13 protein-coding genes and 1 rRNA gene are annotated in these 15,215 nt (G+C 70.3%); 12 read left to right on the forward strand and 2 right to left on the reverse strand.

The features are described from left to right. Positions 1-129: 129 nt before the first annotated feature. The 9 genes from argC to FR742_RS13135 all read left to right on the forward strand — a co-directional run bounded on the left by argC (position 130) and on the right by FR742_RS13135 (position 9,262). The gene (gene argC / locus FR742_RS13095) at positions 130-1,167 is read left to right on the forward strand and encodes an N-acetyl-gamma-glutamyl-phosphate reductase (RefSeq protein WP_396990174.1); all 1,038 of its coding nucleotides are present in this window, start codon (positions 130-132) and stop codon (positions 1,165-1,167) included. After that, positions 1,164-2,315 carry a bifunctional glutamate N-acetyltransferase/amino-acid acetyltransferase ArgJ gene (argJ, locus tag FR742_RS13100; protein WP_148031221.1) on the forward strand — a complete coding sequence of 384 codons (1,152 nt, stop codon included), beginning with the start codon at positions 1,164-1,166 and terminating at the stop codon, positions 2,313-2,315. Before argC ends, argJ begins: the two co-directional genes overlap by 4 nt. Beyond that, positions 2,312-3,178 carry an acetylglutamate kinase gene (gene argB, locus FR742_RS13105; protein WP_148031222.1) on the forward strand — a complete coding sequence of 289 codons (867 nt, stop codon included), beginning with the start codon at positions 2,312-2,314 and terminating at the stop codon, positions 3,176-3,178. Before argJ ends, argB begins: the two co-directional genes overlap by 4 nt. Then, positions 3,178-4,347: an acetylornithine transaminase gene (locus tag FR742_RS13110; RefSeq protein WP_148031223.1), complete on the forward strand. Its 1,170-nt coding sequence runs from the start codon at positions 3,178-3,180 to the stop codon at positions 4,345-4,347. Before argB ends, FR742_RS13110 begins: the two co-directional genes overlap by 1 nt. Continuing rightward, positions 4,344-5,285 (forward strand): ornithine carbamoyltransferase, encoded by a 942-nt coding sequence (gene argF, locus FR742_RS13115; protein ID WP_148031224.1) that lies wholly within the window; start codon positions 4,344-4,346, stop codon positions 5,283-5,285. Before FR742_RS13110 ends, argF begins: the two co-directional genes overlap by 4 nt. After that, positions 5,282-5,788, forward strand: coding sequence for an arginine repressor (locus tag FR742_RS13120; RefSeq protein ID WP_148031225.1), 507 nt, complete (start codon positions 5,282-5,284; stop codon positions 5,786-5,788). Before argF ends, FR742_RS13120 begins: the two co-directional genes overlap by 4 nt. Positions 5,789-5,830: 42 nt before the next feature. After that, positions 5,831-7,030 carry an argininosuccinate synthase gene (locus tag FR742_RS13125; protein WP_148031226.1) on the forward strand — a complete coding sequence of 400 codons (1,200 nt, stop codon included), beginning with the start codon at positions 5,831-5,833 and terminating at the stop codon, positions 7,028-7,030. A gap of 67 nt (positions 7,031-7,097) precedes the next feature. Continuing rightward, positions 7,098-8,495 carry an argininosuccinate lyase gene (argH, locus tag FR742_RS13130; protein ID WP_148034516.1) on the forward strand — a complete coding sequence of 466 codons (1,398 nt, stop codon included), beginning with the start codon at positions 7,098-7,100 and terminating at the stop codon, positions 8,493-8,495. Between the two features lie 8 nt (positions 8,496-8,503). Continuing rightward, on the forward strand, positions 8,504-9,262 hold the full coding sequence (locus FR742_RS13135; protein WP_187281416.1) for a DNA-3-methyladenine glycosylase: 759 nt from the start codon (positions 8,504-8,506) through the stop codon (positions 9,260-9,262). Here FR742_RS13135 and FR742_RS13140 read toward each other — a convergent pair. After that, entirely contained in the window at positions 9,202-9,510 is a 309-nt protein-coding gene (locus FR742_RS13140; protein ID WP_222708918.1) for a PH domain-containing protein, read from the reverse strand. The genes FR742_RS13135 and FR742_RS13140 overlap by 61 nt on opposite strands. A gap of 177 nt (positions 9,511-9,687) precedes the next feature. Here FR742_RS13140 and tyrS point away from each other — a divergent pair, with 177 nt between their 5' ends. Next, entirely contained in the window at positions 9,688-10,953 is a 1,266-nt protein-coding gene (gene tyrS / locus FR742_RS13145) for a tyrosine--tRNA ligase (RefSeq protein WP_148031228.1), read from the forward strand. Between the two features lie 3 nt (positions 10,954-10,956). Here tyrS and FR742_RS13150 read toward each other — a convergent pair whose 3' ends face one another. Further along, the gene (locus FR742_RS13150; RefSeq protein ID WP_148031229.1) at positions 10,957-12,399 is read right to left on the reverse strand and encodes a glycosyltransferase family 39 protein; all 1,443 of its coding nucleotides are present in this window, start codon (positions 12,397-12,399) and stop codon (positions 10,957-10,959) included. Between the two features lie 119 nt (positions 12,400-12,518). On the opposite strand from FR742_RS13150, the gene FR742_RS13155 reads away from it, so the two are divergent. Next, a complete protein-coding gene (locus tag FR742_RS13155; RefSeq protein WP_148031230.1) occupies positions 12,519-13,106 on the forward strand; it encodes an HAD family phosphatase in 588 nt (195 codons plus the stop codon). Positions 13,107-13,677: 571 nt separating this feature from the next. Continuing rightward, a 16S ribosomal RNA gene (locus tag FR742_RS13160) occupies positions 13,678-15,202 on the forward strand. The last annotated feature ends 13 nt before the right edge of the window (positions 15,203-15,215 follow it).

Below are 15,215 nucleotides of genomic sequence, written 5' to 3' on the forward strand. Positions count from 1 at the left end.
GATTCACCGGGGATTATCCGTGGCCGTGCGCGTTCCGTCACCGTCCCGATATACGGTCTACGGGTTGCATGTTCATCCCCTGCGGTGCATCCTCTTAAAAAGCAAATCCATGAGGTAAGATGCATGACTATGCAGGAGGCAGGCATGAGAGCAGCGGTCGCCGGAGCCAGCGGCTACGCGGGCGGCGAGTTGCTCCGCCTGCTGCTCGGCCACCCGAGACTGGAGATCGGCGCGCTCACCGCCGCCTCCAGCGCGGGCAGCCCGCTCGGCGCCCACCAGCCGCAGCTGCCGGCGCTGGCCGGGCAGATCATCGAAGACACCACGCCAGAGACGCTCGCCGGCCACGACGTGGTCTTCCTCGCGCTCCCGCACGGCCACTCGGCGGCCATCGCCGCCAGGCTCGGCGACGAGACGCTGGTCGTCGACTGCGGCGCCGACCACCGGCTCGCCGACGCGGCCGCCTGGCTGGAGTTCTACGGCGGCGAGCACGCGGGCACCTGGCCCTACGGGCTGCCGGAGCTGCCCGGCCAGCGCGAGGTGCTCAAGGGCGCCCGCCGCATCGCGGTGCCCGGCTGCTACCCCACCTCGGTCCTGCTCGCGCTGACGCCCGCGTTCGCCGCGGGCCTGGCCGAGCCGGACGTCGTCGTGGTCGCCGCCAGCGGCACCAGCGGCGCCGGCAAGTCGCTCAAGCCCAACCTGCTCGGCAGTGAGGTCATCGGCTCGGTCAGCGCCTACGGCGCCGGCGGCGTCCACCGCCACACCCCCGAGATGGAGCAGGGGCTGAGCGCGGCCGCGGGGGTCCCGGTGCGGGTCTCCTTCACGCCCACGCTCGCCCCGATGAGCCGCGGCATCCTGGCCACCTGCACCGCCCCGGCCGCGCCCGGCCTCACCGGGGCCGCGCTGCGCGAGGCGTACGAGGAGGCGCTGCGCGCCGAGCCGTTCGTGACGCTGCTGCCGGAGGGCGTCTGGCCCGCCACCGCGATGACCTACGGCGCCAACACCGCCGCCCTGCAGGTGGCGCTCGACGAGCGGGCCGGCCGCGTGCTGGCCGTCATCGCCATCGACAACCTCACCAAGGGCACGGCCGGAGGCGCGATCCAGAGCGCCAACCTCGCCCTCGGCCTGCCAGAAGAGCTCGGTCTCCCCACGAATGGAGTAGCTCCATGAGCGTGACCGCCCCCCTAGGCTTCCGGGCCGCGGGCGTGGCCGCCGGCATCAAGTCCGGCGGCGCCCGCGACCTGGCCCTCGTCGTCAACGACGGGCCCAGCCGCGCCGCCGCAGGCGTCTTCACCGCCAACAGGGTGAAGGCGGCGCCCGTGCTGTGGTCGCAGCAGGTCCTGCGAGGCGGGCGGCTGCGGGCGGTCGTGCTCAACTCCGGCGGCGCCAACGCCTGCACCGGCCCCGAGGGCTTCCAGGACACGCACGCGACCGCCGAGAAGGCGGCCGCGCTGCTCGACGACTCCGCCGGCGAGATCGCGGTCTGCTCGACCGGGCTGATCGGCGAGCGGCTGCCGATGGACGCGGTGCTGGCCGGCGTGGAGCAGGCCGCCGCCAAGCTGTCCCGCGACGGCGGGCTCAACGCGGCCGACGCCATCCGCACCACCGACACGGTGTCCAAGATCTCCTTCAAGCGCGGCGCCGGCTACATGGTCGGCGGGATGGCCAAAGGGGCCGGCATGCTGGCCCCCGCCCTGGCCACCATGCTCTGCGTGATCACCACCGACGCCGAGCTGACCGCCGAGGAGCTGGGCTCGGTGCTGGGCAGGGCCACGTCCACGACGTTCGACCGGCTCGACACCGACGGCTGCATGTCCACCAACGACACCGTGCTGCTGCTGTCCAGCGGCGCCGCCGGGGTCAGGCCGGACCTGGCCGAGTTCGAGCAGAAGGTGACGGAGGTCTGCGCCGACCTGGCCAGGCAGCTCCTCGTCGACGCCGAGGGCGCCAGCAAGGCCATCTCCATCGAGGTGGTCGGCGCCGCCTCCGAGGACGACGCGGTCAAGGTCGGCCGCGCGGTCGCCCGTTCCAACCTGCTCAAGTGCGCCATCCACGGTGAGGACCCCAACTGGGGCCGGGTGCTGTCCGCGGTCGGCACCACCGACGCCGAGTTCGAGCCCGAGCGGCTCAACGTGGCCATCAACGGCATCTGGATCTGCCGCGGCGGCGCCGTCGGCGACGACCGCGACAAGGTCGACATGCGCCCGCGCGACGTCACCATCACCGTCGACCTGTCGGCCGGCCCGCACACCGCCACGGTGCACACCACCGACCTGACGGCCGAGTACGTCCACGAGAACTCGGCGTACTCGACATGAGGGACGCACAGGAGAAGGCGGCCGCGCTCATCGAGGCCCTGCCGTGGCTGGAGCGTTTCCACGGCGCGACCGTCGTCATCAAGTACGGCGGCAACGCGATGACCGACGAGGCGCTCAAGGAGTCGTTCGCCGAGGACGTCGTCTTCCTGCGCCACGCCGGGCTGCGGCCGGTCGTGGTGCACGGCGGCGGCCCGCAGATCAACGCCCACCTCGACAAGCTGGGCATCGAGTCCACGTTCACCGCCGGGCTGCGGGTCACCACCCCTGAGGCCATGCAGGTCGTCAGGATGGTGCTGGTCGGCCAGGTCGGCCGCGACATCATCGGCCTGATCAACCGCCACGGCCCGTTCGCGGTGGGCCTGTCGGGCGAGGACGCCCACCTGTTCACCGCCGAGCGCAAGAGCGCCATCGTCGACGGCAGCCCGGTCGACATCGGCCAGGTGGGCGAGATCGTCAAGGTCGAGCCCGGCACGGTCGAGGCGCTGCTGGCCGACGGGCGCGTCCCGGTCGTGTCCGGCATCGCCCGCGGCGCCGACGGCGAAATCTACAATGTAAATGCCGACACCGCGGCCGCCGCGCTGGCCGTGGCGCTCAAGGCCGACAAGCTCATCGTCCTCACCGACGTCGAGGGTCTGTACGCCAACTGGCCCGACGACACCGACGTCATCGACGAGATCGACGCGGCCGAGCTCGAGCGGCTGATGCCCACGCTGTCCAGCGGCATGGTGCCCAAGATGGAAGCCTGCCTGACCGCCGTGCGCAACGGCGTCCCGCAGGCCCACGTGCTCGACGGCAGGGTGCCCCACTCGCTGCTGCAGGAGATCTTCACCAACGAAGGAATCGGAACCATGGTGGTGCCCTGATGAGTAGCCTGTACGAGCGGTTCGAGCAGGTCTTCATGCCCAACTACGGCGTCCCGCCGGTCGCGCTGGCCAGGGGCGAGGGCGCCCGCGTGTGGGACGTCGAGGGCAGGGAGTATCTCGACTTCATCGCCGGCATCGCGGTCGTCTCGCTCGGTCACGCCCACCCCGCGCTGGTCGAGGCGGTGTCGAAGCAGGTGGCGACGATCGCCCACACCAGCAACCTGTTCCTGCACGAGCCCGAGGTGCTGCTGGCCGAGAGGCTGACCGGCCTGCTCGGCGCCCCCGCCCGGGTCTTCTTCGCCAACTCCGGCACCGAGGCCAACGAGGCCGCCTACAAGCTCGCGGTCAAGTACGGCAAGCGCACCAGCAGGTCCTACTTCGTCGCGGCCGAGAACGGCTTCCACGGCCGTACGATCGGCGCGCTGTCGCTGAGCGGCAAGAAGTCCATCCGCGACCAGTTCGGCCCCTTCCCGGTCGACGTCCGGTTCGTCCCGTACGGGGACGCGGACGCGCTGAAGGAGGCCGTGACCGGCGACTGCGCGGCGGTGTTCCTGGAGCCGACGCAGGGCGAGGCCGGCGTGGTGCCGCCGCCCGACGGCTACCTGGCGGCGGCCCGCGAGATCTGTGACGCGACCGGCGCGCTGCTGGTCGCCGACGAGATCCAGTCGGCGATCGGCAGGACCGGCCACTGGTTCGCCCACCAGGCCGACGGCTTCACCCCCGACATCCTCACCCTGGCCAAGGGGCTGGGAGGCGGGCTGCCGATCGGCGCCTGCGTCGGATTCGGCGAGGCCGGCACCCTGTTCGAGAAGGGCGACCACGGCTCGACCTTCGGCGGCAACCCGGTGTCCTGCGCCGCGGCCCTGGCCGTGCTCGACAACGTGGACCTCGGCCATGTCAACGAGGTCGCCGCGCGGCTGCGCGGCGGTCTCGAATCCATCGCGCACCCGCTGCTGAAGGGGGTGCGCGGACGCGGCCTGTGGCTGGCCGCCGTGCTCGCCGAGCCCGTTTCGGGGAAGGTGCAGAAGGCGGCGCAGGATGCGGGCTTCCTCGTCAACGCCGTGCAGCCGGACGCGGTGCGGATCGCGCCGCCGCTGGTCGTGACGGCCGGCCAGGTGGACGCCTTCACCGCCGCGTTCCCGAACATTCTCACGGAGGCGAGCCAGTGACCGCAGGAAACAACGCGGACGTCAGGCACTTTCTGCGGGACGACGACCTCTCGCCGGCCGAGCAGGAAGAGGTGCTCGTCCTGGCGGCGGAGATGAAGAAGGACCGCTTCGGCCACCGTCCGTTCGAGGGGCCCAAGACCGTGGCGGTGCTGTTCGACAAGCCGTCGGCCAGGACCCGCGTCTCCTTCCACGTGGGCATCGGCGAGCTGGGCGGCCTGCCGCTGATCGTCGACGGCGTCTCCACCCTCATGGGCCGCGGCGAGCCGGTCGAGGACATCGCCCGCGTGCTCGACCGGCAGGTGGCCGCCATCGTGTGGCGCACCAGCGGCCAGGAGCTGATCGAGACCATGGCGGCGAACTCCGCGGTGCCCGTGGTCAACGCGCTCACCGACGAGTTCCACCCCTGCCAGATCCTCGCCGACCTGCAGACGGTGCGCGAGCGGCTGGGCCGCACCGCCGGGCTGACACTCGCGTACGTGGGCGACGGCGCCAACAACATGGCCAACTCCTACCTGCTGGGCGGCGCCACCGCCGGCATGCACGTGCGGATCGGCGCCCCGGTGGGCTACCAGCCCGACGCGGTGGTCCTGGCCAGGGCCGCGGCCATCGCCGCCACCACCGGCGGTTCCGTGGTGTCCGTCTCGGACCCGGTCGCCGCCGTTCAGGGGGCGCAGGTCGTGGCGGCCGACACCTGGGTGTCGATGGGCCAGGACGGCAAGGACGACCGGGTCCGCGATCTCATGCCCTACCAGGTCAACGCCGAGCTGCTGGCACACGCCGACGGCGACGCGGTCGTGCTCCACTGCCTGCCCGCCTACCGCGGCAACGAGATCACCGCCGACGTCCTGGAGGGCCCGCGCAGCGCCGTGTGGGACCAGGCGGAGAACCGGCTGCACGCGCAGAAGGCGCTGCTCCACTGGCTGGTGACCAGACCATGACGATCCCGATGACCAAGGCGGCCCGGCAGGCGAAGATCACCGACCTGCTCCAGCGCCAGCCGGTGCGCTCCCAGCCCGAGCTGGCCAAGCTGCTGGCGGAGAGCGGCGTCGAGGTCACCCAGGCCACGCTCTCACGCGACCTCGACGAGCTGGGCGCGCTCAAGCTGCGCGCCGAGGACGGCTCGCTGGTGTACGCGCTGCCCGGTGAGGGCGGCGGGCGGATCCCGCTGGCCAGGCTCGGCACCGGCGAGTCCCCGGCCGCGCGGCTGCACCGCATCGCGGAGGAACTGCTGGTCAGCGCCGACGCCTCGGCCAACCTGGTCATCGTCAGGACTCCGCCGGGCGCGGCCCAGTTCCTCGCCTCCGCCATCGACCACGCCGACTGGGAGTCGATTCTCGGCACCGTCGCGGGTGACGACACGATCCTGGTCATCAGCCGAGACCCGCAGGGCGGGCCGGCTCTCGCGGAGGCGCTGCTGAAGGCGGCAGACCGGCGCACTTAGACCGAATTATCACGCTTTATCGCAATCGATGGAGACAGAGCAATGACGGAGAGAGTGGTCCTGGCGTTCTCCGGGGGCCTGGACACGTCGGTGGCCATCCCGTTCCTCGCCGAGAAGATGAACGCCGAGGTCATCGCCGTCGCGGTGGACCTCGGCCAGGGCGGCGAGGACATGAAGGCCATCCGCGAGCGCGCCCTGGACTGCGGCGCCGTCGAGTCCGTGGTGGTCGACGCCAAGGAGGAGTTCGCGGCCGACTTCTGCGTGCCCGCGCTCCAGGCCAACGCCCTCTACATGGACCGCTATCCGCTGCTGTCGTCGCTCTCGCGCCCGCTCATCGTCAAGCACCTGGTCACCGCGGCCAAGCAGCTCGGCGGCACGATCGTGTCCCACGGCTGCACCGGCAAGGGCAACGACCAGGTCCGCTTCGAGGCCGGGCTGGCGGCGCTGGCCCCCGAGCTCAAGGTGGTCGCCCCGGCCCGCGACTTCGCCTGGACCCGCGACAAGGCGATCGAGTACGCCGAGCGCAGGGGCCTGCCCATCGAGACCACCAAGAAGAACCCGTTCTCGATCGACCAGAACCTGTGGGGCCGCGCCATCGAGACCGGCTTCCTGGAAGACATCTGGAACGCGCCCAGCGAGGACGTCTACGCCTACACGGCCGACCCCGCCGTGCCGCGCGAGCCCGACGAGGTGGTCATCACCTTCGAGCGGGGCGTCCCGGTCAAGCTCGACGGCCGCCCGCTCACCCCGTACGAGATCATCGACGAGCTGAACCGGCGGGCCGGCGCGCACGGCGTCGGGCGCATCGACATGGTCGAGGACCGGCTGGTCGGCATCAAGTCACGCGAGGTGTACGAGGCGCCCGGCGCGATCACGCTCATCACGGCGCACCTGGAGCTGGAGAGCGTCACCGTCGAGCGCGACCTGGCCCGCTTCAAGCGGGGCGTCGACCAGCGGTGGAGCGAGCTGGTCTACGACGGGCTGTGGTACTCGCCGCTCAAGCGCGGGCTCGACGCGCTCATCGCCGACGCGCAGCGGTACGTCAGCGGTGACATCAGGATGACCCTGCACGGCGGCCGCGCCACGGTCACGGGCCGGCGCTCCGAGCAGTCGCTGTACGACTTCTCGCTCGCCACCTACGACACCGGCGACTCGTTCGACCAGTCGCTGGCCAAGGGTTTCGTACAACTGTTCAGCCTGCCTTCGAAGATCGCGGCGGCTCGCGACGCGAAGCAGGGGTGAAGTGCACTAAGGTCGCGGAGGACGTGCGGTGAAGGCTGAGGAGAAGACGGTGAGTGATGGCAAGCCGATGCGGCTGTGGGGCGGGCGTTTCGAAGGGGGCCCGTCCGACGCGCTGACCCGGCTGTCGGTGAGCGTGCACTTCGACTGGCGGCTGGTGCCCTACGACCTGGCGGCGTCCAGGGCGCACGCCCGCGTGCTGCACAGGGCGGGGCTGCTGAGCGCCGAGGAGCTGCAGCGCATGATCGGCGCGCTCGACGACCTGGAGCGCGCCTGCAAGGAGGGCGAGTTCCGGCCCACCGTCGCGGACGAGGACGTGCACACCGCGCTGGAGCGCGGCCTGCTGGAGCGGCTCGGCTCGCTCGGCGGCAAGCTCAGGGCCGGCCGCAGTCGCAACGACCAGATCGCCACCGACCTGCGTCTCTACCTCCGCGACCACGCCCGCACGATCGTCTCCCGGCTGGTGGAGCTGGAGACGGCGCTGATGGAGCAGGCGGGGCAGCACGCCGAGACGGCCGCGCCCGGCATGACCCACCTGCAGCACGCGCAGCCGGTGTCGTTCGGCCACCAGCTGCTCGCGCACGTGCACGCGTTCGCCCGCGACGTCGACCGGCTCACCGACTGGGACAAGCGGGCGGCCGTCTCGCCGCTCGGCTCCGGCGCGCTGGCCGGCTCGTCGCTGCCGCTCGACCCACAGGCGGTGGCGCAGGAGCTCGGGTTCGACTCGGCCGCGCCCAACTCGATGGACGCGGTCGCCGACCGTGACTTCGCGGCCGAGTTCCTGTTCGCCGCGGCCCTGATCGGCACCCACCTGTCCCGGCTGGGCGAGGAGATCGTCCTGTGGGCCTCGCAGGAGTTCCGCTGGATCGAGATGGACGACGCCTACTCCACCGGCTCGTCGATCATGCCGCAGAAGAAGAACCCCGACGTGGCCGAGCTGGCCCGCGGCAAGTCCGGACGCCTCATCGGCAACCTGATGGCGCTGCTGACCACGCTCAAGGGCCTGCCGCTCACCTACAACCGCGACCTGCAGGAGGACAAGGAGCCGGTGTTCGACTCGGTCGACACCCTGCTGCTGGTCCTGCCCGCGATGGCCGGCCTCGTCTCGACCATGCGGGTCAACACCGCCCGGATGGAGGCGTCGGCGCCCGACGGGTTCGCCCTCGCCACCGACCTGGCCGAGCTGCTGGTGCGGCGCGGGGTGCCGTTCCGTGAGGCGCACGAGGCGGTCGGCCACCTCGTGGTGTGGTGCCAGGTCAACGACAAGGACCTCGGCGACCTCACCGACGACGAGATGGTCAAGGTCTCGCCGCACCTGACGCCCGACGTGCGCGACGTGCTCAACGTGCCGGGCGCGCTCGCCGCCCGCAAGGCCCACGGCGGCACCGCCCCCGACCGCGTCCGCGACCAGCTCGTGGCGCTGCGCGAGGCGGTCGACGCCCAGGCGGCCTGGGCGGCCGGCTCCTGAGCGGGGTGCTGAGCACGGCCCCGCTGCCGCGGGCCTTCTTCGACCGGCCGTCCCACGAGGTCGCGCCCGACCTGCTCGGGCGCCTCATCGTGCACGGCGGCGTGGCCGTACGCCTGACCGAGGTCGAGGCGTACGGCGGGCCGGGCGAGGACCCCGCGGCCCACACCTACCGCGGCAAGACGGCGCGCAACGCGGTCATGTTCGGCCCGCCCGGACACCTGTACGTGTACTTCACCTACGGCATGCACTTCTGCGCCAACCTCGTCTGCCTGCCCGAGGACCAGGGCTCGGCGGTGCTGCTGCGGGCCGGTGAGGTGGTCGGCGGCGTCGGCCTGGCCCGGTCCCGGCGGTCCGGCAGGGGAGCGCCCGCGGGCGACGGCGGCCCCAGGCCGGTGGCCGACCGCGACCTCGGCCGGGGGCCGGCCAGGCTGGCCGTGGCGCTCGGGCTGCTGCGCGAGCACAACGGCGTCGACGCCGTCTGGGAGGGCCCGCCCGGCGCGATCCCGGCCGTCGACCGCCTGATCAGTGCCGCGCCGCAGGCCGACGGCCCGCCGGTGTGGCCCGCCGGGTCGGCGGTGGTCCTGGAGGGCCGCCCGCCGGAGCCCGGAGCGATCAGGTCGGGGCCGCGCACCGGGATCTCGACGGCCAAGGACACCCCGTGGCGGTTCTGGGTCGAGGGAGATCCGACCGTCTCCCCGTACCGCGCTCACATGCCGCGGCGGCGCAACGCCGCGGCCACCTCCGTGGGTGAGGCGCCGAGGTCGTGAGCGCTGAAGATGTGCAGATGGTCGCCGGTGTCGATCTCCAGCATCTCGCTGCGCAGGCCCCACCGCCTGCGGACGTCCACCTCGACGTCCCGGATGGCGTCCCACGGCACGTGCCGCCTGCCCGCGAAACCGTGCACCACCGTGATGCCGCTCTCGTCCATCGCCAGCCGCACCGGGGCCAGTATGTCGCGCAACCCCATCCCGCCCAGCAGCACCGCCGCCGGCACCGCGAGGACCACTCCTGGCACGTCACCGTCGGCATACCAGTACGCTGCGAGCCCCGCGCACGCCAGAGCCCCTAAGATCTTGAAAACGGCCAGTTCACGACGGACCTTCCACATGGGGCCGACATTATCCAAGTGGCGGCGTCCGGCCGCGATCAGGCACGCTGTACCCACTCACCATCTATCAGGAAAGTCAGCATCGTGACCGACATCCTCGATGAGCTCGAATGGCGCGACGTGACCGCGCAGACCACCGACACCGACGCCCTGCGCGAAACGCTGTCGAAGGGTCCGATCACGGTCTATGCGGGCTTCGACCCGACCGCACCGTCGCTGCACGTCGGCAACCTCGCCACGCTGCTGATCCTGACCCGTTTCCAGCGTGCGGGCCACCGGCCGATCGGCCTGGTCGGCGGCGCCACCGGCCTGATCGGCGACCCCAGCGGCCGCAGCACCGAGCGGGCGCTCAACACCAGCGAGGTGGTGGCCGAATGGGTGGCGCGGATCCGGGTCCAGGTGGAGAAGTTCCTGTGGTTCGAGCCGGGCCCCAACGCGGCCACGCTCGTCAGCAACCTCGACTGGACCGCCGAGCTGTCGGCCATCGACTTCCTGCGTGACGTCGGCAAGCACTTCCCGGTCAACCGGATGCTCGCCCGCGAGTCGGTCTCGGCCAGGCTCGGCGGCGAAGGGCTCAGCTACACCGAGTTCAGCTACCAGATCCTGCAGGCCAACGACTACCTGGAGCTCTACCGGCGCCACGGCTGCACCCTCCAGCTCGGCGGCAGCGATCAGTGGGGCAACATCACCGCGGGCGTCGACCTGATCAGGCGGGTCGAGGGCGCTCACGTGCACGCCCTCACCGGCAAACTGATCACCAAGGCCGACGGCACCAAGTTCGGCAAGACCGCCGGCGGGGCCGTCTGGCTCGACCCGGCGCTGACCACGCCCTACGCGTTCTACCAGTACTGGCTCAACGCCGACGACCGCGACGTGATCCGCTTCCTCAAGGTGTTCACCTTCCGCTCCCGGGAGGAGATCGAGCAGCTGGAGAAGGCCGTCGCCGACCGGCCGTTCGCCCGCGAGGCGCAGCGGACGCTCGCCGAGGACCTCACCACGCTCGTGCACGGCCCGCAGGAGCTGGCCGCGGCGGTGGCGGCGTCCAAGGCGCTGTTCGGCCAGGGCTCGCTGGACGAGCTGCCGGCCTCCACCCTGGCGGCGGCGCTGGCCGAGGTGCCGAAGGCGACCGTCCCCGGGCTCGGCGCGTCGCTGGTCGACCTCATGGCCGACAGCGGGCTGGTCGAGTCCAAGTCGGCCGCCCGCCGGGCGGTCAAGGAGGGCGGCGCCTACCTCAACAACACCAAGATCACGGACGAGGCGTACGTCCCGGCCGCCGCCGACCTGCTCCACGGCCGCTTCCTGGTGCTGCGGCGCGGCAAGAAGTCGGTCGGCGGCGTCGAGGTCGGCTGACCCTCAGCCGCCCGCCTTCGTGTAGAGGGCGACCGTCATGCCCGGCAGGTCGGCCGAGTGCCACGAGCCCTCCCGCTCGTACCCGGCCTCCTCGACTTCCCGCACCCGGGCCAGACGGTCGCCCGTGGCCTTGGTGCCGCGCCACACCACCCACACCCGCTCGCGCCCGCGCAGCGCGCCGGCGACGGCGCTCCGCTCGCGGTAGCCGAAGCCGGTTGGCGACGGGTCGTGGCCGAGCCGGAGCACGTCCTCCGGCATCGAGCCGTCTCCGAACCCGTCGAGCCCGTAGTAGGCGGGGCCGTAGTAGTCGAACCCGGACCGCATCTGGCTCTGCCCGTACACGATCGCGTCGCCCGGCTGGGCCTGGATCCGGGAGATGGCCCACGGGAAGTTCTCGAACCGCCCGTTCTCATCCCGGACCTCCGCATGTTGGTACGTTCCCGCCGTCAGGCAGACCGCGACCAGCGCCCAGCAGACGGCCACGGACACCCGCCGGCTTCCGGCGTGCGCGGCGGCCAGCCCCGCCAGCAGGGTCAGCGCCGGCGCCGTCACGAACAGATAGCGATCCACGTACACCGGCGTGACCAGGTGGGACACCGCGAGCAGCAGCAGCGGCGGCAGCACCAGCCACCCCAGCAGCGCGCCCGCCCAGCGCCAGGGCGGGAGACCCGTGCTCGCGGCGCCCCGCGGCCCGGCCGCCCGCCGCGACAGCCCCAGCAGCGCCGCCCCGGCCAGCGCGACCACGAACAGCGGCACCCCGGCCTCGGCCGCCCCCGCCGCCATCTTCGGGAACTTCAGCAGCACGTCGGGGCCACGCTGCGGGATCCAGCTGATCGCGTGCCGCTCCCCGTACCCGACGAGCCCCAGCACCACGGCGGGCACGCACCCCGCCGCCAGCGCGGCGAGCATCCGCGCCGCCGTCTCCCGCCGGATCAGCAGCAGATGGGCCGGCAGCACCAGCACCGCGAACAGGTGCGTGCAGCAGACCAGCGCCACAGTCGCGCCGTACGCCGCCCACCGGCGCGGGCCGGAGCGTTCCAGCGCCCGGTGCAACGCCCAGAACGACAGCACGACCGCGGCCGCGGCGAACGCGTACGGTCGCGCGAACGCCCCGTAGTACGACACCGACGGCAGCGCCGCCAGCAGCGCGGCCGCTGTCACCCCGGCCCGCGTGCTGTGCAGCCGCCTGCCCAGCGCCACCAGCAGGCCCGCCGCCGCGCCGATCGCCAGCGCCGACGGCAGCCGCAGCCACAGCTCCGCCGTGCCCGCCAGCGCCCACACGTGCATGAACAGGTAATAGGGCAGGAAATGGCCGTCGATGTGCTGGACCAGCTCCCACAGCCCGGCCAGCGAGCGGGTGGCGGCGCTGATCGTGGCCAGCTCGTCGCCGTTCAGCGTCGCCGCGCCCGACCCGCTGAACGCCACCCCACCGGCCAGCGCGGCCATCACCCCCTCCGCGTACGGCCTGCCGCGGGTGCGACTCTGTCGCGGAACTGGCGGGGCATCAGGGGCAAGTGTGGCCGCAGAGATCATCGGTGCAGAATACGGCGCATAGGCTCTGATGCATGAATCAAGTAATCGTTTTCGATCTGTACGGTGTCATCGCCCGGACCCAGACGGACGAGGCGAAGCAGCAGCTCGTGGACCTGGGCGGGGTCTCCGCCGAGGCGTTCTGGGAGGCCTACTGGGGCTGCCGGCCCGCCTACGACGCCGGGCAGGAGACCGGTGCGTACTGGGCGGCGGTCGGCGAGCGGCTGGGAGTGGAGTTCGCCGACGTGGCGGCCCTGACGGCGGCCGATCTGGAGAGCTGGTCGCAGGTGGATCAGGAGATGGTGGCGCTGGTGCACGAGCTCGCCGACCGCGGGGTCAAGCTGGGGCTGCTGTCGAACATCATCGAAGACCTGGTGCCGGTGTGGGAACGCAACCACGGTGACTGGCTGGGGCGGTTCGACGCGCTGACGTACTCGTGCCGGATCAGGGTCGCCAAGCCGGACCCGCGGGCGTACGAGATCTGCGCGGCGCGGCTCGGGGTGGCTCCGCGGGACGCGCTGTTCTTCGACGACAACGAGGTCAACGTGGCGGGGGCGCGGGCGGCGGGGATGCCGGCCGAGCTGTTCACCTCACCGGACCAGGTCCGCGCCCTCATCCGTTAGCGGGCCCGCGTCCCTCCGACGCATGGCGTGGTGGCTTCGGGGGATGAGAACGCTTCCTTCAGCACCACATCGCTGTGGCGCGAGGACGACAGCCCGGCCGTCCGTCCGGCGTGTGATTTGACGTCTGGCGGATCGCGACCTAACCTCATAACTCGCCCCGGGAGTGAGCCGGACGCCGGTCAGGCGGACGGGCCCCAGGGCAGAGTCCCTTGAGAACAAGCCACTCGGCCGGAGCGCTGCAATGCGCTCTTGATCGGGTTGTCTCGGGCGTCCGGCGTGATCACCGAATAAATCGGTTGATTCGACAGACGCAGGATGACACTGTAAGTTCCGGGGACTGCCAAAATCTTGATCAGATGAACCGATAAACGGATTTGACCGGATATCGGGCCACCTGATAAAGTGGAGAAGAGCAGATGTGCGCCCCTGGTACTGAAGGCGATAATCTTCGGTGCGGGTGTACGCGTCCGTTTCTTGAGAACTCAACAGTGTGTTAAAAGCCAGTGCATGATGCACAACCCCGTCATGTATTTCTGTGACGGATTCCTTTTTGGTTGGGATTCAAATTCATTTTATGGAGAGTTTGATCCTGGCTCAGGACGAACGCTGGCGGCGTGCTTAACACATGCAAGTCGAGCGGAAAGGCCCTTCGGGGTACTCGAGCGGCGAACGGGTGAGTAACACGTGAGTAACCTGCCCCTGACTCTGGGATAAGCCCGGGAAACTGGGTCTAATACCGGATACGACCACTTCAGGCATCTGATGGTGGTGGAAAGATTTCTTGGTTGGGGATGGACTCGCGGCCTATCAGCTTGTTGGTGGGGTAGTGGCCTACCAAGGCGACGACGGGTAGCCGGCCTGAGAGGGCGACCGGCCACACTGGGACTGAGACACGGCCCAGACTCCTACGGGAGGCAGCAGTGGGGAATATTGCGCAATGGGCGGAAGCCTGACGCAGCGACGCCGCGTGGGGGATGACGGCCTTCGGGTTGTAAACCTCTTTCAGCAGGGACGAAGTTGACGTGTACCTGCAGAAGAAGCGCCGGCTAACTACGTGCCAGCAGCCGCGGTAATACGTAGGGCGCAAGCGTTGTCCGGAATTATTGGGCGTAAAGAGCTCGTAGGTGGCTGGTCGCGTCTGCCGTGAAAGCCCGCAGCTTAACTGCGGGTCTGCGGTGGATACGGGCCGGCTAGAGGTAGGCAGGGGCAAGTGGAATTCCTGGTGTAGCGGTGAAATGCGCAGATATCAGGAGGAACACCGGTGGCGAAGGCGGCTTGCTGGGCCTTACCTGACGCTGAGGAGCGAAAGCGTGGGGAGCGAACAGGATTAGATACCCTGGTAGTCCACGCCGTAAACGTTGGGCGCTAGGTGTGGGACCCTTCCACGGGTTCCGTGCCGGAGCTAACGCATTAAGCGCCCCGCCTGGGGAGTACGGCCGCAAGGCTAAAACTCAAAGGAATTGACGGGGGCCCGCACAAGCGGCGGAGCATGTTGCTTAATTCGACGCAACGCGAAGAACCTTACCAAGGTTTGACATCACCCGGAAACGTGCAGAGATGTGCGCCTCTTCGGACTGGGTGACAGGTGGTGCATGGCTGTCGTCAGCTCGTGTCGTGAGATGTTGGGTTAAGTCCCGCAACGAGCGCAACCCTTGTTCCATGTTGCCAGCACGCTCCTTCGGGGGTGGTGGGGACTCATGGGAGACTGCCGGGGTCAACTCGGAGGAAGGTGGGGATGACGTCAAGTCATCATGCCCCTTATGTCTTGGGCTGCAAACATGCTACAATGGCCGGTACAGAGGGCTGCTAAACCGCGAGGTGGAGCGAATCCCTAAAAGCCGGTCTCAGTTCGGATTGGGGTCTGCAACTCGACCCCATGAAGTCGGAGTCGCTAGTAATCGCAGATCAGCAACGCTGCGGTGAATACGTTCCCGGGCCTTGTACACACCGCCCGTCACGTCACGAAAGTCGGCAACACCCGAAGCCCGTGGCCCAACCACCTTGTGTGGGGGGAGCGGTCGAAGGTGGGGCTGGCGATTGGGACGAAGTCGTAACAAGGTAGCCGTACCGGAAGGTGCGGCTGGATCACCTCCTTTCTAAGGAGCACCG

This window comes from Nonomuraea sp. C10 (assembly GCF_008017515.1).
Lineage (GTDB): Bacteria > Actinomycetota > Actinomycetes > Streptosporangiales > Streptosporangiaceae > Nonomuraea > Nonomuraea ferruginea.